A 19,628-nucleotide genomic window follows, 5' to 3' on the forward strand; every position below is an offset into this window, starting at 1 on the left:
GATATCAATCATTCTACTGTGGGCCGACGAACGGCTTGGCATGCTGACCGAGGCAGTCAGGCGCGCTTGACTGCCTCCGTCCCCATTTCGCCTGCGTCGATCAGCCCTGCGGGCTGAGATAAAACAGCGGTGCCGGCTTGAACTCGCCGCTGGCGTACAGGCCGGCGCCACCGGTGCTCCAGGCCAGCGCTTCGGCCTGCGGGATCAGCGGTACGTCATGCGCTTCCGGCGCGCGCGCGACCGCCGCGCCCCAGTCTTCGCCGGGCGTGCGCCGGTAGAACAGCACGCTGCCGTAGGTCAGCACGGCCAGGGTGAGGCCGTCCGGCGAGAGGTCTGCGGCGGTCACCTGCGGGAACAGCCTGGCCAGTTTCGGGTCGTTGCGATGCAGTTCCGCGCTGGCCTGCGGTACCCCGGCCAGGCGACCGATGCGGCGCGCCTCGCGCACGCCACGCGACTTCGCCAACGGCAGCGCGAACAGGTCCGGCGGGCTGCGCTTCTTCGAGACCAGCAGCACCTGCCCGGCGGCGGCATCGACCGCGACCGCCTCGCAGTCGCGTGGGCCGTCCGCCCAGCGCGCACGGATCGACCATGCCGGCTTGAGTTCGCCACCGGCCAGGGTCACCGGTTCCTCGATAACGTGCAGCACGATGTCCTTGCGCTTGCCGCCGTTGTCGCCGGTATCGGCGACCAGCAGGTAGTGCTTGCCATCCAGGCTGAAGCTGGCCAGGTCTTCCCAGTCGATGTTGCGCGCGCCGCGCACGTCGTAGCGGGCAAGCAACCGGCCGCGGCGGTTGATCGCGAAGATCTCCGCGGGATTGCCGCCGTCGTTGATCACCCACAGCACGTCTTCATGCACGTGCGATGCCGCCAGGCCGCTGATCTCGCCCAACATCCCGCTGGTGATCACGCCCGCGAGGCGTGCGAACGGCAGCGACGGCGGTGCGCACGCGACCACGCACGCCAGCAGCGCGGCGAGCAGCGACAGCCGCGGGAGTGGGCGGATCGACATGCGTCGAGGATCGCATGTCGGTGCGCGCGGGCGACAGTGTCCGATGGTCGGCTTCGCTAGAATTGGCGCTTCCCACGATCGGACTTCCGCATGACACGCATCGGCACGCCGCTGTCCCCGCACGCCACCCGCGTGCTCCTGCTGGGCTCGGGTGAACTGGGCAAGGAAGTGGCGATCGAGCTGCAACGCTTCGGCGTGGAGGTCATCGCCGCGGATCGCTACGCCAACGCACCGGCGATGCAGGTCGCGCATCGCAGCCATGTGCTGGACATGCTGGATGGCGCCGCGATCCGCGCGCTGGTCGCACTCGAACAACCGCATCTGGTGGTGCCGGAAATCGAGGCGATCAGCACGCAGACCCTGGTCGAACTGGAAGCCGAAGGCGCCGCGCGCGTCATCCCGACGGCACGCGCCGCGCGGCTGACGATGGACCGCGAGGGCATCCGCCGGCTGGCCTCGGAAACGCTGGGGCTGGCGACCTCGCCGTACCGGTTCGTCGACACGGCCGAGGACTATCGGGACGCTGTGACCGCGCTGGGCATTCCCTGCGTGGTCAAGCCGGTGATGTCGTCGTCGGGCAAGGGCCAGTCGCTGGTGCGATCCGAGGCCGACATCGACGCCGCCTGGGACTACGCGCAGACCGGTGGCCGCGCGGGTGCCGGTCGCTGCATCGTCGAGGGCTTCATCGATTTCGACTACGAGATCACCCTGCTCACCGTGCGCCATGCCGGCGGCACCGATTTCTGTGCGCCGATCGGGCACCTGCAGCGCGACGGCGACTACCGCGAGAGCTGGCAGCCGCAGCCGATGTCAGCGCTGGCGTTGCAACGCTCGCGGGACATCGCCCGCGCGATCACCGATGACCTGGGTGGCTGGGGCCTGTTCGGCGTCGAATTGTTCATCAAGGGCAACGAGGTCTGGTTCAGCGAGGTCAGCCCGCGTCCGCACGACACCGGCCTGGTCACCCTGGTATCGCAGGAACTCAGCGAATTCGCCCTGCATGCGCGCGCGATCCTGGGCCTGCCGATCCATGCCGACGCCGATGGCACGATCCGCCAGTCGGGGCCGTCCGCGTCCTGCGCGGTGCTCGCGCACGGGCATGGCGTACCGGTGTTCGAAGGCGTGGATGCCGCGCTGGCGCATCCCGACGTGCAATTGCGGCTGTTCGGAAAGCCGAAGGTGGAAGGGCATCGCCGCGTGGCAGTGACCCTGGCGCGCGCCGACGACATCGATGCCGCCCGCGCGCTGGCCCGCGATGCCGCGGCGGCGTTGACGGTCGATTTGCGGGCTGGGTGAGAGACTGCAGGCATGAACGAATCCGCCGGATATGCCGTGTTTTTCTTCCCGCCCGCGCTCGAAGCGTTGGGCGATGCAATCAAGCCCTACCTGCAGGACGGCCCCGCCGGCCCGCATGTGCCCTGCCGCGAAGTCGACACCGGTGGCGCCTTCATCGAGATGACCCTGGAAGGTCGCACCGTCGACGGCCGGGCGATCGCGCTGGAACTGATGGTGCCGGGGAACATGGTGCGGATGATCGTGTCCGCGCACAGCGACGAGGAATTCGGCTTCCACAACCGCAATCGCGCGCCGGTCCTGCTGGAGCCCGGCCTGGGGATCATGCCGCAGGCAGACGCGAAACCCGGCGCCGATGCCGCGCCCACGCCGTCACCGGCGGGCTGACCGCAGCCGCGCGGTCCAGCGCACTCAGCGCAGGTCGACCCAGACCAGTTGATGGTCGCTGCCGTCGGCGATCGCCGCATCCGCATCGCCCGGCGCCGGCCAGAACACGCCGCTGCCGGCAAGCGCGAAGCCGCTCGACGGCAACACGTAGTCCAGCCGCAATGCACCGACACGCGGGCCGAAGTCGCCGGTGACGTGGGCCGGTGATCCGCGCCGCAGGATGCCGGCAGCCGCGTAGTCGCGCGCCTTGGCTTCGCCACCGGCGCTGCGCGGCGTGGCCATGCGCAGCACCCGCGGATGTTCGAGCAGTTCCAGGATGGCGTCGTGGTGGCCATCGCCATCGACCGGATCGTTGTTGAGGTCGCCGGCGATCACGAAGCGCACATCGGCGGCGAGCCCACCGCAACGGCCGGCGTCATCGCACAACCACGGTTTCGCCCCGGGCGAGATGTACTCGCGCCACAGCCGGATCTCGTCGGCGTTGCGCTTGCCGTTGCGATCCTCGGGGCCGTCGAAGGTCGGCGGCGTGGGGTGCGATGCGAGCAGGTGCAGGGTGCCCACTGGCGTTTCGATCGGCACGTCCCAGTGCGATTTCGACGACAGCCTGAGTTGTTCCCACACCGCATCGGCATGGAACGGTTTGCCGGTGGCGGGATCCATCGGCCGCCGAGCGCCCGGCATGTCGCGCCATTTCAGCAACTGGAAGGTGCGCACGGCGGCCGCGTCGATCGGGAAGCGCGACAGCACCAGCATGCCGTACTGGCCGGGATGCAGGCCGTAGCCCCAGGCATCGTTGCCGCGCTCGCGACCGATCCCGCCGGTCTCGCCATTGCCGTCCAGATCGAGGCCGCTGGGCACGCCGGTGTTGACCGGCGCGAGATAGCGATGCGGGTAATGCAGCGGCGCGCCGCCGCCGGCCTGCGCGACCTCGAGGTAGTCGCGCTGGAACAGGTCGGCGGCGCGCTGCGCGGCGTCGTAGTCGAACTCGTTGAGCAGGACGATGTCGGGGCGGACCTTCTGCAGCACCGCGGCGATCTTGCGCGCCTGCGCATTGCCCAGTTGCAGGCGGGCGACCAGGCCACCCGCGTCTTCGTCGTACAGCGAGGCGTTGTAGGTGGCCACGCGCAGCGTGGCGATCGGCGTCGATGCCATCGCGTCCCCGTCCGTGGAGTGATGCGTGGTGGCTGCGCAGGCGACCAGCAGTGTTGCGGTGCAGGCCGCCAGCCACGATGAGGCGATACGCGCGCTCACGCCTGCAGGCGCCGCCAGCCGCGGCCGTTGAAGCCTTCCAGCGGCTGGAAGCGGCGCTTGTAATCCATCTTCGGATGCCCGGCGATCCAGTAGCCCAGGTACAGGTGGCTGCGCCCGTCGCGGCGCGCCCATTCGACCTGTCGCAACACGCCCAGCGTGCCGAGCCCGCGCGTGGCGTGGTCGGGATCGTAGAAGGTATAGACCGCGGACAGCGCATCGGCAGCGAGGTCGGTGACTGCCACCGCGAGCAGGGCGTGCGTCCGGTGTTCGCGCAACTCGAGGAAGCGGCCCTCGTTCCACGAACCGATCAGGAACTGGTCGAATTCGTGCGCGCCGTGGTCGTCCATGCCGCCGCCGGCATGCCGGCTGGCCAGGTATTTGCGGTACAGCGCCAGGTGCTCGTCGCTGCGGACCGGCGCCACGATGCGTGCGTCGACATCGGCATTGCGCGCCAGGCAACGGCGCTGGCTGCGATCCGGGGTGAAGGCGTCGACCGGGATGCGCACCGCCACGCAGGCTTGGCAGCCGCTGCAACTGGGCCGGTAGACGATGTCGCCGGAGCGGCGGAAGCCCCAGTCCAGCGCCATCGGGTAGGCCTGCGCCAGGCGCGGATCGCGCGGATCCAGGACCAGGTCGCGGGCCTCGCGGTCGTCCCAGTAGCCGCAGGGGTGGGCACCGGTGTGGAACATGCGCAGGTTGTCGGCGTCGGTGCCCATGCCGGCAGGATAGCGCCCTCGTTCAGCTGCGCGCTGCCCTCGCTGTCAACCGCCACGCACCCGCCGCGTTTTCCCTGCAAGCCCGGCGCGTGCCGGTTGGAGATGAACGATGAAGAAGTTGCACATCCTGGCCCTGGCGGTCGCCGCTGCGCTGGCGTCCACCTTCGCGGTCGCGCAGACCGCCGCACCCGCCAGCGGCGTGAAGGCCGCACAGCGGATCGACGCCAATGGCGATGGCGTGATCGACCGCGCCGAGGCCGCCAAGGCGCCGAGACTGGCGGCGAAGTTCGACCAGCTGGACGCCAACAAGGACGGCAAGCTCAGCGCCGGCGAACGCCCGCAGCGCATGCACGGCAAGCGCGGCGGGGGCCGCGGCGGCGACCGCCTGCAGGCGCTGGACACCGACAAGGACGGCCGCATCAGCCGCACCGAGGCGAATGCCGGCAACGCCGGGTTCGCCGCGCGCTTCACCGAGATGGACGCGAACAAGGACGGCTACCTGGACCGCAGCGACCGGGAACTGCGCATGACTCGTGAACGTGCGGCGTTCTTCGCCGGCGCGGATGCGAACAGGGACGGCAGGCTCAGCCGCGACGAGTTCGCGGTGGAGCAGGGTGCGCGTGGTGCCGAGCGTCGCGCGCAGTTCGCGCAGCGCGCCGAGGCCGCCGGGAAGACGCCCAGGGTGCGTCCGGTCTCGACCGAGGCCGAGCAGTTGCAGCGCGCCGGCAAGGCCTTCGACCGCATGGACGCGAACAAGGACGGCACGCTGACCAGGGCCGAGTTCGATGCGGCCAGGTCGTTGCGCGGTGGCGATCGGAGCCATTCGCGCAAGCACTGACACCGATCCGGTGGTTGCAACGACGCCCGGCATGCCGGGCGTCGTCGTGCCTGCGCTCAGCGTGCGTCGAGGATCCGCCAGGCGGTGCCGTCGCGTTCGACGTCGAGGACGCGCGCGGCCTCATCGTCCAGTTGCACCGTGACCTTGCCGGTGCCGCTGCCGTCGGTCATGTACTCGCCTACCGCGATGCGCAGCGCGGAACCAGCGGGGCACGCGGAACCGGCGAACAGCGCGGTCTTGCCGGCATCCCGCGATTGCAGCAAGGCGGCTGCCGGATCGGCACCGTCGACCGTGATGCAGGCCTGCGCCGGTTTGCGCGTGGCCAGGGCGTCATCGACCAGCCGCCTGGCCAGCGCGGTGGGCATGTCGACGCGATAGGCCTCGAGCTCTTCGGCCGACTGCGGAACGATGTCTGCGGGCGGCGGAGCCGGCTTGGCCGCCACTGCCGTGGACGCGGTGGGCGGTGCCTTGGGTTGGCCGTAGAGCATCACCCCGATCACCGCCAGGATCGCCACCAGCAAGCCCAGCTTGATGTACATCTTGCGCTTGGCCTTCGCGTGCGGATCCGGCACTGCATCCTTCAGCGCGGACAGCGGCAGGTAGCTGGACGTACCGTCGCGCGAGCTGTCCAGCAGGCCGGCGTCGCGCAGCAACTGGCGCGCGCGCGGTTGTTCGTCGGCATTGACGATCCACACGGCCGGCTGCGGCGCGGCTTCTTCCTGGTCGCGGTAGCTGAAGCTGCTGCGGCGGTTGCCGCGGTAGGAGCGATCGTTGGTGATCCGCACCTCGATGCCCTGCTCGCGCAACAGACCGGCGACCGATTCCACGTTTTCCAGTCGTGGGCTGGTGAAGACCTGGCGCATCTCAGCCCGCCGCCTGTGGTGGCACGACGCGGATCAGGCCTTCCTGCGCGGTGCTGGCCACCAGCCGGCCGGCGCGGTCGAAGATCTGCCCGCGTGCAAGCCCGCGCGAACCCTGTGCGCTCGGGCTGTCGATGCTGTAGAGCAGCCAGTCGTCGGCACGGAAATCGCGGTGGAACCACAGGCCGTGGTCGAGCGAGGCCATCTGCACGTCCGGCTGGTAGTAGCTGATGCCGTGCGGGAAGGTCGCGGTGCCGAGCAGGTGGAAATCGCTGGCATAGGCCAGCAAGGCGCGATGCAGTTCCGGTGCATCGCCGACCGGCTCGGACAGGCGGAACCAGACCTGCTGGTAGGGCGGGCGCTTGGGCGGATTCAGTTCGTCGCGCGGGTAGACGTGACGGAACTCGAATGGTCCCATCCGCGACAGCCAGCGCTGGACCTTGGTCGGCAGCGCTTCCAGCACATCGGTGGCGAGCGCCGGTGCGGGCTGGATATCCTCGGGCTTGGGCACTTCCGGCATCGTCAGCTGGTGTTCCGCCCCGTCTTCCGCGACCTGGAACGAGGCCGCGCAGAAGAAGATCACCTTGCCGTGCTGGATGGCGGTGACCCGGCGCACGGAGAACGTGCCGCCGTCGCGCGTGCGGTCGACGTCGTAGACGATCGGGTGCTCGATGTCGCCTGCACGCAGGAAGTAAGCATGCAGCGAATGCGCGGCGCGCGCGCCGGTGGCGGGATCGATGGTCGCCTGCGCGGCCGACAGCGCCTGTCCAAGCACCTGCCCGCCGAACACGTAGCGGGTGCCGATGTCGCGGCTCTGGCCGCGGAACAGGTTGTCTTCCAGCCGCTCCAGCGAGAGCAGTTCGATCAGTTCGGAGACGGGGGAGGTCATGCGTGAATTATAGAGTGGTGGCCAAAGGCCAGGCGGTTCCATCGCTCGACGGCGCCTACCGCGGTGGTGAGCGAGGAATTCGAGCGGCACAGCCGCGAGCTCGCGAACGCCTGCCGGCATGCAAGCCGGCAGGCAGGGCTGCGCGGCTCGAATGCCGCTACGCGAATCGCCCGACGGTCTCGCCGTCGATGCCGGAATGATCGCTGGTCATGGCGAAGCGTTGAAGCGGTACGGCCTGCAACACCTCATTCCACGGAAACAGCGGCCCCGGATCGCGCTTGCGTCGCACTTTCACCGCCGGATCGTCGCTGGCCTCGACCTCGTCCAGGTCCAGGTCCTCGTGGCCGGCGATCTGCACCAGCGACGGGATGCGCGCCTGCAGGTCGGCAAGCAGGGCGACCAGCGATTCGACTTGAGCCTCGGTGTAGGGCTCGTCCATCGCCTGCCGGCGTGAATCCAGCCAGTCCGGGAAGCGGCCGATGTTGACCAGTTCGATGCCGATGCTGCGCGGGTTCCAGCCACGGGTGTGGTGGGCGACGCGTTGCGGCGTCACGTATTCGACGATGCCGCCGTCGCGGTCGATGTAGTAGTGGCCGCTGTTGCCGGTGCCGCTGGCGGGATACAGGATCCGCTCGCCGTACTCGCGCGCGGTGGCCAGGTCCGGCAGCTCGGTGCAGTGGATCACCACGGTGTCGATGGCCGCCGATTCGCGTGCTGCCAGTGCGTCGGCATAGGGCAGCAGGTGACGGCGAATCGGCGGGGCAGGCATCGGCCGATGCTAGCATTCGCGCATGAAGCAGCCGCCCCCCGATTCCGAACTCGGCCGCCTGTTCGCGCAGTTCCCGCGCGCGGGGCGGGTGGACTGGATCGGCCTGCGCCCGGCGCGTGACGTGGCGATGCTTCCCGTTGAGGTGGCAGAAGCGACGGCAGGCAAGGGATTGTCCGGCGACCGCTACGCGAGCGGCAGCGGCAAGCGCGGGATCACCCTGATCCAGGCCGAGCACCTGCCGGTCATCGCCGCGTTGTCCGGGCATGCGGAGATCGCACCGGCCAGCTTGCGCCGCAACGTGCTGGTGTCGGGGATTCCGCTGGTCGCCCTGAAGGGTCGGCGCTTCCGCATCGGCCAGCTGCTGCTGGAAGGCACCGACGATTGCGATCCGTGTTCACGCATGGAAGACGCGCTCGGTCCGGGCGGTTACAACGCGATGCGCGGGATGGGCGGGCTGTGCGCGCGCATCCTCGAAGGCGGCAGCCTGCGCGTGGGCGATGCGGTGGTTGCCGAATGATCGGGCATTGCATCCTCTCCCACGGCTTCGAGAGCGGCCCGGACGCGACCAAGGTGACCGCGCTGGCGGATGCGGCCGAGCGCCTGGGTTGGACCCATGAACGCCCCGATTTCACCGACCTGGATGCCCGGCGCGAGGTCAGCGAGCTCGGCGATGTGCCCGCGCGCCTGCAGCGCCTGCTCGCGCTTGCGCAGGCCGCGGCCGCGCGTGGCCCGCTGGTGCTGGCCGGCTCCAGCCTGGGTGCGTGGATCTCCGGGCAGGTGTCCCTGCAGGTGCCTGCAGCGGGCCTGTTCCTGATGGCGCCACCGATCGCGATGGGGCGTGCGCCCGCGCTGCAGGCCGCCACGGTGCCGACATCGATCATCCATGGGTGGCACGACGAACTGATTCCCGCGGCGCAGGTGGTCGACTGGGCCGCCACGCGCAATGCGCGCCTGCTGCTGGTCGACGACTCGCATCGCCTGTCCGACCATGTGCAAGCAAGTGCGGACGCGTTCGCCCAATTGCTCGCAACGCTTTGATCTCGTTCCGGCGCATGCCGGGACGGCCGCAACACACCGATGAGGTCGCTTTGAAATTCTTCGCATCCTGCGGCAAGGGCCTGGAATACCTGCTGGCCGACGAACTGGTCGCGCTGGGTTGCGTCCGCGCCACTGCCGCGATCGCAGGCGCGAATGTCGAAGGCAGCCTGCTGGACGCGCAGCGCGCGGTGCTGTGGTCGCGCCTGGCCAGTCGCGTGGCCTGGCCGATCGCCGAGTTCGACTGCCCCGACGAGCATGCGCTGTACGCGGGTGCTGCAGCGGTGGACTGGACCGAACATCTCGGTCCGGGGCACAGCATCGCCATCGATGCGCATGTGTCCGGTGATGCGATCACCCACGCACGTTATGCGGCACAGCGGGTGAAGGACGCGATCGTCGACACCCTGCGCGCGAAGACGGGCGCGCGTCCCGATGTCGATGTCGAATCGCCCGATGTGCGCATCAGCCTGGTCGTCCGCAAGGGCCGTGCGATCTTGTCGATCGACCTCGGCGGCGGGCCGATGCACCGGCGCGGCTGGCGCAAGTTGCAGGGCGAGGCGCCGTTGAAGGAAAACGTGGCGGCCGCGGTCCTGATGCGCGGTGGCTGGCCGCAGGCGTATGCCGAAAGCGGCGACCTGCTCGATCCGATGTGCGGCAGCGGCACCCTGTTGATCGAAGGCGCACTGATGGCGGCCGACGTGGCACCCGGCCTGCAGCGGCATGGCGATGCGTTGCCGACGCGCTGGCTGGGTTTCGATGTCGACGGGTGGCGTGGCCTGTGCGTGGAGGCGCTGGAACGCGAAGCGCGCGGGCGGGCGTCGCTGCGTCCGTGCATCCACGGCAGCGACCTTGATCCGCATGCGATCCGCGCCGCCCGCGAGAACGCGCGCACCGCCGGCGTGGAAACCGCGATTGCGTTCCGCGAATGCGACATCGCCAACCTGCCTGCGATGGAAAACCCGCGCGGCGTGGTGGTCTGCAATCCGCCGTACGACGCCCGCCTGGCTGCGGATCCGGCGCTTTACCGCACGCTCGGCGAAGCCCTGAAGCGCAGCGCGCCGGCGTGGCGGGCCAGCCTGCTGTGCGGCGATTTCGAACTGGCGCGCGCCACCGGCCTGCGTGCGCAGAAGCGCTACCAGGTCTTCAACGGCCCGATCGAGTGCAGCCTGATCACCTGCGAGCCGATCGCGCCGCCGGTGCGCGAGGGCGCGGAGAAGCGCGAACTCGCCGAAGGCGCGCAGATGGTCGCCAACCGGCTGCGCAAGAATCTGGACAAGCTGAAGCGCTGGCGGCAGCAGGAACAGGTCAGCTGCTTCCGCGCCTACGATGCCGACATCCCCGAGTACGCCTGCGCGGTCGACGTGTACACCTCGACTGCGGGCGACACCTGGCTGCACGTGCAGGAATACGCGGCACCCGACGACATCCCCGAAGCGACCACGCGCAAGCGCCTGAACGACCTGCTGTCCGGCGTGCGTGACGTCTTTGGCGTGCCGAAGGAGCGGGTCGCGGTGAAGACCCGCAGCACCGGCAAGGGTGGTTCCAAATACGGGCGCTTCGATCACCGTGGCGAATTCCTGCAGGTCGAGGAAGGCGCCGCGACCTTGCAGGTGAACCTGTTCGACTACCTCGATACCGGCCTGTTCCTCGACCACCGCCCGCTGCGCGCGCGGATGGCGCTGGAGGCGCGCGGCAAGCATTTCCTCAACCTGTTCTGCTACACCGGTGCGGCCACCGTGCAGGCCGCGGTCCAGGGTGCGCACGAGACCACCAGCGTCGACCTGTCGGCGACCTACCTGGAATGGCTGGCCGACAACCTGCGCGGCAATGGCATCGGCGGCACCCGCCACCGCATCGCCCAGGCAGACGCACTGAGGTGGCTGGAGGCGGACCGCGGCAGCTACGACGTGGTGTTCTGCGACCCGCCGACGTTCTCCAACTCCAAGCGCGCCGACGACTTCGACGTGCAGCGCGACCACGTGCGCCTGCTGCGTGCGGGCGTGGCGCGGCTGGCGCCGGGCGGCGTGCTGTATTTCTCCAACAATTTCCGCCGCTTCAAGCTCGATGAAGCCGCGATCGGCGAGTTCGCCCGCGTCGAGGACATCAGCGCCTCGACCATCCCGCCGGACTTCGCCCGCAATGCGCGCATCCATCGCGCATGGCGGATCACCGCGGCCTGAGCGCAACGAAGAAGGGCCGCATCGCTGCGGCCCTTCGCACATCAGGACGGGCGCGGATCAGTCCTTGCCCAGCCACTTGTAGACCACGCCGCCCAGCACGCCGCCGATGATCGGCGCAGCCCAGAACAGCCACAGCTGCGAGAGCGGAGTACCGCCCACCAGCAGCGCCACGCCGGTCGAACGCGCCGGGTTCACCGAGGTATTGGTGACCGGGATGCTGATCAGGTGGATCAGGGTCAGGCCCAGGCCGATCGCGATGGGTGCGAAGCCCGGTGCCGCGTTCTTGTGGGTCGCGCCGAGGATGATCACCAGGAACATCGCGGTCATCACGACTTCGCACAGGAACGCCGCGGTCATGCTGTAGCCGCCGGGGGAGAACGCGTTGAAGCCGTTGGTGGCGAACGCGCCCGCGGCGTTGTTGTCGATGGCGAAGCCGGCCGCGCCGCTGGCGATCTGGAACAGATCCATGCCGCCAGGATCGCGCCGAGGGTCTGGGCGACGATGTAGGGCAGCAGGTCCTTCGCGGAGAACCGCCCGCCCACAGGCCGAAGCTCACCGCCGGATTGAAGTGCGCGCCGGAGTGTGGCCCAGCGCATAGGCGCCGGTCAGCACGGTCGGGCCGAACGCCAGCGACACGCCGAGCAAGCCGATTCCCAGGGGATTGCCGTCGCCGCCGAAGTACGCCGCCAGCACGGCGCTGCCGCAGCCGCCCCCAGCACCAGCCAGAACGTGCCGATGCACTCGGCACCGAGTCGCTTGATCATCGCGATCTCCCCAGCGAGACGCGCGCGCCAGTCGCGCGCGCCTTCACGTCAGCCGAAGCGCGGTCGGCAGGCGTGGGAAATGCGTTAAAGCCGGCGCGGTCAGCGGCCGCGCATGCGCCCGAACAGGCCTCCAGACGGCTTGTTGGCGGGAGTGTCCGGTTCCGGCGGTGCGTCGCGGGTCGACTCGGCATAGCCGGTCGCGAGGTTGGCATTGACGAAATCGGCGACGTCTTCCTTCGCCACGCCGCTGGCCTCGGCGACCTCGGCCACGGTCGCCGGGCCTTTCATCATCGCGGTGGCGATGCGGAAGTGCTTGGGGTATTCGCGTTCGGTCTGCGGCCACTTCAGCAGGCGGTACTTGCCGTCCGGATCGAGCCCCGGGAGCAGCGCGCCATGGCCGGCCAGCAGCCCGCCCAGCCATTGCAGGCGGGACAGCGGTTGCGCGGCACCGATCGCCGCGGCTTCGGATTCCCATGCCGTGGCATCCGGGGTGGCGAAATCCTCGAGCAGCAAGGTGCCGTCGAAATAGCCGACAAGGGGCTTGAGCGTGGCCGGGCCATGCCATGCCTTCGCCCGTGGATCGATCAGGATCGCGGGGGCATCGCCGCGCTGCAGGCGGACGCGACGTTCCAGTCCACCGGCCATCAACCATTGCGCCAGGCCACGATCCGGCGGCAACTGGAACACCGGTTCGGGTTCGCGGATCGGTTCCGGGACGGGTTCGGGTTCCGGCGCGGGGATCGCTGCCGGCTCGGGTTCCGGCGCCGCGATCGATTGCGGCGGCGCGGCCTCGACCTTCGGTGCTTCCGCTTCGGTCTTCGGGGCAGGCGCGGCGACCGGTGCCGCTGCAGCAGCGGCCTTCGCGGCGGCGGCCTCGACCGGTGCGTCCACCGCGATTTCGCTGAGCAACACAGTGAAATCGTCGGCACTGATCGGGCGCGGCAGGCGGTGATCGGTCTGGTTGCGATCCACGGACGTCAGGCCGATGACCTTGCGGCCCGCGGCATGCAGGCGCAGCCAGCTCATCGGTCCGTAGAGGCTGTCCATGTCGATGACGACGTAATCGGCTTCGTCGCCTTCGACGAGTGTCCACAGGTTGCCGGTTTCCGCATTGGCGGCCTTGAAGGCGGCCTGCACCTCGGCTTTGGTCTTGCTGTCCATGCCGGTGGTGCCCAGGGTCAGTGCCATGGCGGTGATCCGCTGCCGAAAGCATGGAGTGTTTGCCATGTGTGCAGGCGGCGTCAACGGATGCATGGTCCGGTCGCCGTATTGCGGCGGCATCGCCGCCGGCGCATCCCGATTCAGGTGGGCAGCGCCTCAGCCGAAGCGCGTCGACTTCTTCGGCAGCTGCGATTTCAGGAACGCCATCTGGTCGGCCAAGATGTTGCGGTTGGACAGGATCAGGTGCTCGATCCAGCTTGGCCGGTATGGCACCGCCAGCAGCGGCATCCCCGCCTGCTGTGGCGTCCGGTTGCCCTTGCGCGAATTGCAGTGGTAGCAGGCGGTGACCACGTTTTCCCAGATGTCGCGCCCGCCCTTGGAGACCGGCTGAACATGGTCGCGGGTGAGGGTCGAGCGCGGGTAGGCGTTGCCGCAGTAGAGGCAGAGTTGCTGGTCGCGGGCGAACAGCGCCGGGTTGGTCAGCGCCGGGGTGGGATCCAGCGCATGCGGGCGCGCGTGCCCGCGCGCGGCAATGATCGGGTGCAGGTGCATGACGCTGCGCTCCCCGCTGGCGCGATTGATGCCGCCATGCACTTCCAGGCAGGGCTCACCCAGGGTCCAGGCCACCGCGCCGCGTGCGTAAAGGCAGGTCGCGTCCTGCCAGCTCATCCAGTCCAGCGCACGGCCATGCGCATCCAGCGCCAGCAGGCGCAGGCCGGCGAAGGGCGATGCGCCTGCACTGTTGAGGAATTCGGGGGAAAGCGGCCCATCCGCATGACCTGTCGCGGATCGGGTTCCGGCATGGACCGGGCGTAGCGTTGCGCTAGCGGTTCCCATGGGGAAACCAGCTTATACGCCTCCGGTGACGATTTGGGTACAGTCCTGGCCGGTACCGACGACGCTTGCCATCGCGCCCGACATCGGCCGGGCGCGATGGGGATCCTTCACTCCGCGCCGAAGGCGTCGGCCGGCATCGCCATCAGGGGTGCCGCGCCGCTTTCGATCGCCGCCTTGTGCGCCAGCGTGCGCGGTAGCAGCCGCGCGAAGTAGAAGCGGGCGGTGTCGCGCTTGGCGTCCTTGAACGCCTGCGGACGATCGGAGGCATCGGCAGCGGCCACGCTGCGCGCCCACCAGTAGGCCAGCACGATGTAACCGGAATAGAAGAGGTAGTCGGTGCTGGCGGCGCCGAGTTCTTCCGGATTGCTTGCCGCACGCTGCAGCACGTCGATGGTCAGTTTGCCCCACTCGGCGGATTTCGCGCGCAGGGGAGCGATGAATTCCGCCAGTGCCTCGTCGCCTTCTTGCTGCTTCGCGAAGGCTTCCACTTCGGCCAGGAACAACTTCAGGCCCGCACCCTGGGTGGCGGCAGTCTTGCGGCCGATCAGGTCCAGCGACTGGATGCCGGTGGTGCCTTCGTACAAGGTCGTAATGCGCGCATCGCGTGCCAGCTGTTCGATGCCGTGTTCGGCGATGTAGCCGTGGCCGCCGAAGCACTGCACCGCGTTGTAGGTGTTCTCGATGCTCCATTCGGTCAGGCAGGCCTTGGAGATCGGGGTCAGGAAGCCGGCCAGGATGTCCGCACGTTCGCGCTCGGCGGGATCGTCCGACTTCTCGGCGATGTCGAGCTGCGAATAGGCATGCAGGCTGAGCAGGCGGCCGCCTTCGACCAGCGCCTTCTGCGACAGCAGCATGCGGCGCACGTCGGGGTGGACGATGATCGGATCGGCCGGCTTGTCGGGCAGCTTCGCGCCGGACAGCGAACGCGACTGCAGGCGCTCGCGGGCGTAACGCAACGCATTCTGGTAGGCGCGCTCCGACAGGCCCAGGCCCTGCACGCCAACGCCGAGCCGCGCGGAATTCATCATCACGAACATCGCCTGCAGGCCCTTGTGCGGCTGGCCGACCAGGTAGCCTTCCGCACCATCGAAATTCATCACGCAGGTGGCGGAGCCGTGGATGCCCATCTTGTGTTCGATCGCGCCGCAGCGGAGTGAATTGCGTTCGCCGACGCTGCCGTCGCGGCCGACCTTGAACTTCGGTACCACGAACAGCGAGATGCCCTTGGCGCCGGCGGGCGCGTCGGGCAGCTTGGCCAGCACCAGGTGGACGATGTTCGGTACCAGGTCATGCTCGCCGGCGGTGATGAAGATCTTGGTGCCGGTGACCGAGTACTTGCCGTCGTCGATCGGTTCCGCGCGGGTCTTGAGCAGGCCCAGGTCGGTGCCGCAATGCGGCTCGGTCAGGCACATCGTGCCGGTCCAGGTGCCGGCCACCAAGGGTTCCAGGAACACCTTCTTCTGCCAGTCCTCGCCGTAGGTCTCCAGCGCCTTGACCGCGCCGTGCGACAGCATCGGGAAATTGCCCCATGCGAGGTTGGCGGCATCGACCATCTCGGTCAGGACCGCGCCGACCACCGCCGGCATGCCCTGGCCGCCGTGCTCGGGCGCATTGGTCAGGCCGGTCCAGCCGCCTTCCACGAACTGGTCGAAGGCCTGCTTGAAGCCGGGCGGTGCGGTGACGTCACCGGTCGCCTTGTCGTAGCTGCAGCCGATCTCGTCGCCGACCTTGTTGAGCGGTGCCAGCACGGCTTCGGAGAAGCGCGCGGCTTCGTCGAGGACGGCGTCGACCAGTTCGCGGTTGGCGTCGACGTGGCCGAGGCGGGCGAACAGCGCTTCCGCGCCGAGGACGTCGTAAAGGGCGAAGCGCAAATCGTCCAGCGGGGCCTTGTAGGTGCTCATGCGGCGTTACCAGTCGTGACGGACCGCCGGTCGGCCCGTGGAAACGCAAGCATACTACGGCGTATGGTTTGCCGGAATCCTCCCGGAAAACGCGCTCCGCATCCTCAGCGCAGTACGCCTGGCAGGCCGGGCACTGGCGCCAGCGCGCTCTTGCGCTCGATCTTGTAACTGCGCGGCTTGCCGTCTTCCGGGCCGGCTTCCACCGTGCCCCCCAGCGTGTAATTCAAGCCCTGGCCATCGGCGAGGGCATTGGCCAGCCGCGCGCGGCCCGCTGGCAGCGGGGTCAGCGTGGCGGTGAACACATCGGCCGATTCCGGGCCGATGCTGATGCCCGGCTGCGCCTGCAGTTTCGCCGCCGCGCCGTTGTCGAAGGCGATATCCAGGTTGGCGTCGCTGAAACGCATCGGCACGCTGCTGAAATTGTCCAGCCGCACCACCACGTCCCAGCGGCCATCGGCGCGCACGCTCAGCTGCTGGATGCCGGCTGCAGGCTCGGAAACCCGCTTCACCGGCCCGCCGCCGCAGGAGGCAAGCGCAAGGACGGCGGTGGCGATCAGTGCGTGGCGGAGCTTCATGGCGGTTCCTTCGGCGGTTTGCCCGAGGATAGCCGCAATCCCGACCGCCTTACGCGTCAGTAACCGGCCTCGACATTGGCGACCGGCAATTCGCGGATATAGATGTCCTTGGCCGCGATGAAGGCTTCCGCGTAGCGGTAGGCCTCGCGCCCCAGCTCGATCCGCGCGGCCTCGCTGACCAAATCGACGCGGTTGGCGGACACCAGTTCGGCGAACAACCTCAGGGCGATGTCGTGGATGTCCATGCGGGTTTCCTCGGGCGATGGCGGCGACCATACACCGCGCCTGCGCGCGGCGCGATATCGGGGATCATCGAAGCTCCTGAAAGCGAAAACCCCGCGCGAGGCGGGGTTTGCGGCATCGTCTTCCGGAGTGGTGGCCGGGGAGGGAATCGAACCCCCGACACGGGGGGATATGTGGGGTTCGCTGGTGTTCGGCTACGTCCGGATACCTCGGAAAATCAAGCATTCGTAGTCCGCTACGGTTCGCTTGCGTTCGCTGTAGTCTTTCCGTACTGTGTCCGTACGGAAATCGCAGACTGAATCGATGCCACGTTTCCAGATCGACAAAACCACCGTGCGTAACAAGCTTCCTCAACGCAGGGAGCCTTACTGGGGTGCGCCTGTTGAACGGGGGCTCTTTGTCGGGTTTCGGAGGCTTGCGATTGGCGGCAACTGGATCGCCCGTTTCAGAACCGCGGACGGCAAGCAGGCGTACCAGTCCCTGGGGGCGGTCACGGCCGAGAACGACTACGAGAGGGCCAAACAGGAAGCCCGGCGTTGGCGTAAGGGCTTGGAGGCTGGAATCCGACAGTCAGATGTCGTCACCGTGGCTGACGCTTGCCGGTTCTATGTCACCGAGCTTCAGCGAGAGAAGCGAGACAACACGGCCAAGGCTGCCCAGCAGACCCTCGCCAGGACCGTACTGGGCGACTCCCTCGGCGATATCAAGCTCGACCAGCTACGGGAACGCCATTTGGTCGAATGGCGCGAGCGCCTGGAGTCGGGAGAGTTCACGCCCAGCCCAGTAAAGGGGGGCAAGGCGGTCAAGGCTTTGTCTCCGCCGGTCTTCAAGCGAACCCTCTCCACCCTCAAGGCAGCCCTCAATCTGGCCGTGCGCAAGCGCTACGTGAGCCCGGATCGGGCCATCGAGTGGAAGGAGATCAAGCCCGAAAAGGACGCTGATGGGCGTCGGGATCTGTATCTGGATCGAAACCAGCGTAGGGCGCTTCTGGAAGCCGCCGACGAGCCTACTAGGGCCCTTATGGAATGCATCGCCCTGACCGGCTGCCGGCCCGGCGACCCCGCAGCAGCGCTCAGGAAGCATTACGACGCCAAGACTGGGTCTGTCACGTTCATCACCAAGGGTCGGAACCGCACCATCCCTGTGTCTCCGACGGCCAAAGCGCTGTTGGACAAGATGGCAAAAGGCAAGCTGCCAATGGCATACCTGTTCACTCAGGCGGACGGGTCACCGTGGGATTCGAGGACTTGGTACGACCACGTGCGCGCCGCAGTTGAAAAAGCGGGGCTACCGCGTGAGACCGTTCTCTACAACCTGCGCCACTCATGGATAACTGACGCGATCATTGGCGGCATGGACTTGTTGACCGTAGCAAAGCTAACGGGCACGTCCTTGGCGATGATCGAAAAGCATTACGGACACCTCGTACAAGGAGCCGCAAGAGACAAGCTGGCGAAGTTAGATTTCGTCTAGCGTCAAATCCCCGAAGGGGATAAGCGGCGCGACCGGGGATTGCAGTCCCCGGCCACGCCTTCCACAACCGTTGTAGGAGCAACAGTCATGGCATCGCAGATTGTAGATGAGGGCGGCTCACGCCCGGAAATCAGCACCAACTCCCCCCGAGACACTCGACCGTCAACCCTCGCAGAAGCGTTGGGTGCGCTGAGTTACGTCCAGCGAAGCTGGGCGGCAACCCGTCTGCCTTTCCCCTCCGAATGGATCGGCTTGCGCCACAAGCTTGAAAGCGCAGAAGAAGCTGTCAGCGCGTTATGGGGCTTGCATCTCCTACTCCGGAGGCATCATTTCGCCCGCCAAGTCGCGGAAGACAGCGCGGTTGAGTACGTTGGCCTCAATGACTCCGATGCGGAATCCCTCGGGTCGGCTATCGGCTTCCTCGCGAAGTCTGCGTCGAATGCGCTAGAGACTGTCCGTGTAGTGGTCTCCACGAAGGAGGGCGCGTAATGGCCGCCCTCCGAATGCAATTCCCGATGTACCCCCGTCAATGCGACCGGTGCGACGCCGAGGGCCAAGTGTTCCGCTGCGAGTTCGACAATGCCGCCGGCTCATTCGTGCGCTGCCTGTGTGGCGCTTGTTCGGACAAGCTTCGGAAGATGAGCAAGGCTCGCCGCTGGCAGGCCAACATCCGCGCCATGGTTCGGCATGCGTCCCGCTACTCGCCTGCTTTCGGCGAGTTCGTTGCGCAGTGGTACGGCGTGAAGACAAAGCCCCGCAAGCGCTCCATCGGTGAAGTCATCGCGGACGCCTACGAGCTGGCAGGCAAGGACATGGCCGTGGTCGAAGGCTTCCTGCGCGCCCATCGTGTCAGCGGCCTGGACATGGACTTGGACAGCCTGAGAGCGGCTGAGGACGCGACTCTGCGCGCAATGTGGGGTGGCAAATGACTGCGCCCGCCGGCTCTGTCGCGGAGAGCTATGTGCAGAGCATCCTCCAAGTCGTGGAGCTGCTGGATAACGGCGAGACGGTCGAAAGCCTGACCCGACGCGCAGAGTCGCTTCCGATCGAACAAAGGGGGCCGTTCCTCGGAGTACTCGACATTGCGGCCATCCTTGCCCAATGCGTGTCAAACGCCGCGCCGTTGGATTCCCCGGTCTTGCCCTTGGTGAGCCGGCCTGCCTACCGGAAAGGAACCGCGCGCAAGCCGATACCGTGGAACAAATGCCTCTGGCAGCCGACGCCAGAAGGAACGCAGCCATGACCGCCATCATCATCCCGTTCCCCGTGAGGCCGTCGTCCGATCCTGACTATGACCTCTGCCGGCAGAGCGTCATGGAAGATCATCCCGAATGGGACGCAGCCAAGGTGCACCGCGTGGCCCTGCTGGCGGTGCACATCGAGCGTTCTGGCCTGCTGGACAAGTATTTCAGCGAAGCTGCGCGTAACACGGGGGTCACCTGAC

General features: G+C 67.9%; 21 protein-coding genes and 1 pseudogene. 10 read left to right on the forward strand and 12 right to left on the reverse strand.

What is annotated here, in order from left to right; genetic code table 11:
- Positions 1 to 100 precede the first annotated feature (100 nt).
- Positions 101 to 1,009, reverse strand: a complete 909-nt coding sequence (locus ACE3T8_RS04680) for a hypothetical protein (protein ID WP_374607223.1) — start codon at positions 1,007 to 1,009, stop codon at positions 101 to 103.
- Positions 1,010 to 1,099: 90 nt separating this feature from the next.
- On the opposite strand from ACE3T8_RS04680, the gene purT reads away from it, so the two are divergent.
- Both purT and ACE3T8_RS04690 read left to right on the forward strand, forming a co-directional pair.
- Positions 1,100 to 2,305, forward strand: a complete 1,206-nt coding sequence (gene purT / locus ACE3T8_RS04685; RefSeq protein ID WP_374607225.1) for a formate-dependent phosphoribosylglycinamide formyltransferase — start codon at positions 1,100 to 1,102, stop codon at positions 2,303 to 2,305.
- Positions 2,306 to 2,317: 12 nt separating this feature from the next.
- The gene (locus ACE3T8_RS04690; protein ID WP_374607227.1) at positions 2,318 to 2,689 is read left to right on the forward strand and encodes a hypothetical protein; all 372 of its coding nucleotides are present in this window, start codon (positions 2,318 to 2,320) and stop codon (positions 2,687 to 2,689) included.
- Positions 2,690 to 2,713: 24 nt separating this feature from the next.
- Here the strand turns inward: ACE3T8_RS04690 and ACE3T8_RS04695 are convergent, their stop codons facing one another.
- Together ACE3T8_RS04695 and ACE3T8_RS04700 are read right to left on the reverse strand one after the other, a co-directional pair.
- Positions 2,714 to 3,940: an endonuclease/exonuclease/phosphatase family protein gene (locus ACE3T8_RS04695; RefSeq protein ID WP_374607228.1), complete on the reverse strand. Its 1,227-nt coding sequence runs from the start codon at positions 3,938 to 3,940 to the stop codon at positions 2,714 to 2,716.
- Positions 3,937 to 4,656: an arginyltransferase gene (locus tag ACE3T8_RS04700; RefSeq protein WP_374607229.1), complete on the reverse strand. Its 720-nt coding sequence runs from the start codon at positions 4,654 to 4,656 to the stop codon at positions 3,937 to 3,939. The genes ACE3T8_RS04695 and ACE3T8_RS04700 overlap by 4 nt, the downstream gene beginning before the upstream one ends.
- Positions 4,657 to 4,765: 109 nt before the next feature.
- Here ACE3T8_RS04700 and ACE3T8_RS04705 point away from each other — a divergent pair, with 109 nt between their 5' ends.
- Positions 4,766 to 5,494, forward strand: a complete 729-nt coding sequence (locus tag ACE3T8_RS04705) for an EF-hand domain-containing protein (RefSeq protein ID WP_374607231.1) — start codon at positions 4,766 to 4,768, stop codon at positions 5,492 to 5,494.
- 56 nt (positions 5,495 to 5,550) lie between these two features.
- On the opposite strand, the gene ACE3T8_RS04710 is transcribed toward ACE3T8_RS04705, so the two are convergent.
- The 3 genes from ACE3T8_RS04710 to ACE3T8_RS04720 form a co-directional block, all read right to left on the reverse strand.
- Positions 5,551 to 6,357, reverse strand: a complete 807-nt coding sequence (locus tag ACE3T8_RS04710; RefSeq protein WP_374607233.1) for a hypothetical protein — start codon at positions 6,355 to 6,357, stop codon at positions 5,551 to 5,553.
- A 1-nt stretch (position 6,358) separates the two neighbouring features.
- Positions 6,359 to 7,243: an acyl-CoA thioesterase II gene (gene tesB, locus ACE3T8_RS04715; RefSeq protein WP_374607235.1), complete on the reverse strand. Its 885-nt coding sequence runs from the start codon at positions 7,241 to 7,243 to the stop codon at positions 6,359 to 6,361.
- A 157-nt stretch (positions 7,244 to 7,400) separates the two neighbouring features.
- Positions 7,401 to 8,012: an N-acetylmuramoyl-L-alanine amidase gene (locus ACE3T8_RS04720; protein WP_374607236.1), complete on the reverse strand. Its 612-nt coding sequence runs from the start codon at positions 8,010 to 8,012 to the stop codon at positions 7,401 to 7,403.
- A gap of 22 nt (positions 8,013 to 8,034) precedes the next feature.
- Here ACE3T8_RS04720 and ACE3T8_RS04725 point away from each other — a divergent pair, with 22 nt between their 5' ends.
- Genes ACE3T8_RS04725 through rlmKL form a run of 3 tightly spaced genes read left to right on the forward strand, consistent with a single transcriptional unit; the run spans position 8,035 to position 11,230 of the window.
- Positions 8,035 to 8,529, forward strand: a complete 495-nt coding sequence (locus ACE3T8_RS04725; protein ID WP_374607238.1) for an MOSC domain-containing protein — start codon at positions 8,035 to 8,037, stop codon at positions 8,527 to 8,529.
- Positions 8,526 to 9,050 (forward strand): alpha/beta family hydrolase, encoded by a 525-nt coding sequence (locus tag ACE3T8_RS04730; RefSeq protein WP_374607239.1) that lies wholly within the window; start codon positions 8,526 to 8,528, stop codon positions 9,048 to 9,050. Before ACE3T8_RS04725 ends, ACE3T8_RS04730 begins: the two co-directional genes overlap by 4 nt.
- Positions 9,051 to 9,100: 50 nt before the next feature.
- Entirely contained in the window at positions 9,101 to 11,230 is a 2,130-nt protein-coding gene (rlmKL, locus tag ACE3T8_RS04735) for a bifunctional 23S rRNA (guanine(2069)-N(7))-methyltransferase RlmK/23S rRNA (guanine(2445)-N(2))-methyltransferase RlmL (protein ID WP_374607240.1), read from the forward strand.
- Between the two features lie 57 nt (positions 11,231 to 11,287).
- On the opposite strand, the pseudogene aqpZ reads toward rlmKL, so the two are convergent.
- The 6 genes and pseudogenes from aqpZ to ACE3T8_RS04765 form a co-directional block, all read right to left on the reverse strand.
- Positions 11,288 to 12,000: pseudogene (gene aqpZ / locus ACE3T8_RS04740) on the reverse strand (aquaporin Z).
- Positions 12,001 to 12,093: 93 nt separating this feature from the next.
- Positions 12,094 to 13,182 (reverse strand): hypothetical protein, encoded by a 1,089-nt coding sequence (locus ACE3T8_RS04745; RefSeq protein WP_374607242.1) that lies wholly within the window; start codon positions 13,180 to 13,182, stop codon positions 12,094 to 12,096.
- A 129-nt stretch (positions 13,183 to 13,311) separates the two neighbouring features.
- The gene (locus ACE3T8_RS04750) at positions 13,312 to 13,824 is read right to left on the reverse strand and encodes an HNH endonuclease (protein WP_374607402.1); all 513 of its coding nucleotides are present in this window, start codon (positions 13,822 to 13,824) and stop codon (positions 13,312 to 13,314) included.
- A gap of 275 nt (positions 13,825 to 14,099) precedes the next feature.
- A complete protein-coding gene (locus ACE3T8_RS04755) occupies positions 14,100 to 15,893 on the reverse strand; it encodes an acyl-CoA dehydrogenase C-terminal domain-containing protein (protein WP_374607244.1) in 1,794 nt (597 codons plus the stop codon).
- Positions 15,894 to 15,997: 104 nt separating this feature from the next.
- Positions 15,998 to 16,468, reverse strand: coding sequence for a hypothetical protein (locus ACE3T8_RS04760; RefSeq protein ID WP_374607246.1), 471 nt, complete (start codon positions 16,466 to 16,468; stop codon positions 15,998 to 16,000).
- 56 nt (positions 16,469 to 16,524) lie between these two features.
- Complete coding sequence (locus ACE3T8_RS04765) at positions 16,525 to 16,713, reverse strand: hypothetical protein (protein WP_374607247.1); 189 nt, start codon at positions 16,711 to 16,713, stop codon at positions 16,525 to 16,527.
- 301 nt (positions 16,714 to 17,014) lie between these two features.
- Here ACE3T8_RS04765 and ACE3T8_RS04770 point away from each other — a divergent pair, with 301 nt between their 5' ends.
- From ACE3T8_RS04770 to ACE3T8_RS04785, 4 genes are all read left to right on the forward strand, one after another.
- Complete coding sequence (locus tag ACE3T8_RS04770; protein ID WP_374607249.1) at positions 17,015 to 18,184, forward strand: tyrosine-type recombinase/integrase; 1,170 nt, start codon at positions 17,015 to 17,017, stop codon at positions 18,182 to 18,184.
- Positions 18,185 to 18,672: 488 nt separating this feature from the next.
- Entirely contained in the window at positions 18,673 to 19,113 is a 441-nt protein-coding gene (locus tag ACE3T8_RS04775) for a hypothetical protein (protein WP_374607250.1), read from the forward strand.
- Complete coding sequence (locus tag ACE3T8_RS04780; RefSeq protein WP_374607251.1) at positions 19,110 to 19,427, forward strand: hypothetical protein; 318 nt, start codon at positions 19,110 to 19,112, stop codon at positions 19,425 to 19,427. Before ACE3T8_RS04775 ends, ACE3T8_RS04780 begins: the two co-directional genes overlap by 4 nt.
- Positions 19,424 to 19,627, forward strand: a complete 204-nt coding sequence (locus ACE3T8_RS04785) for a hypothetical protein (RefSeq protein WP_374607252.1) — start codon at positions 19,424 to 19,426, stop codon at positions 19,625 to 19,627. The genes ACE3T8_RS04780 and ACE3T8_RS04785 overlap by 4 nt, the downstream gene beginning before the upstream one ends.
- Position 19,628: the final 1 nt, after the last annotated feature.

The sequence above is a fragment of the Thermomonas sp. genome, from assembly GCF_041919455.1.
Lineage (GTDB): Bacteria > Pseudomonadota > Gammaproteobacteria > Xanthomonadales > Xanthomonadaceae > Thermomonas.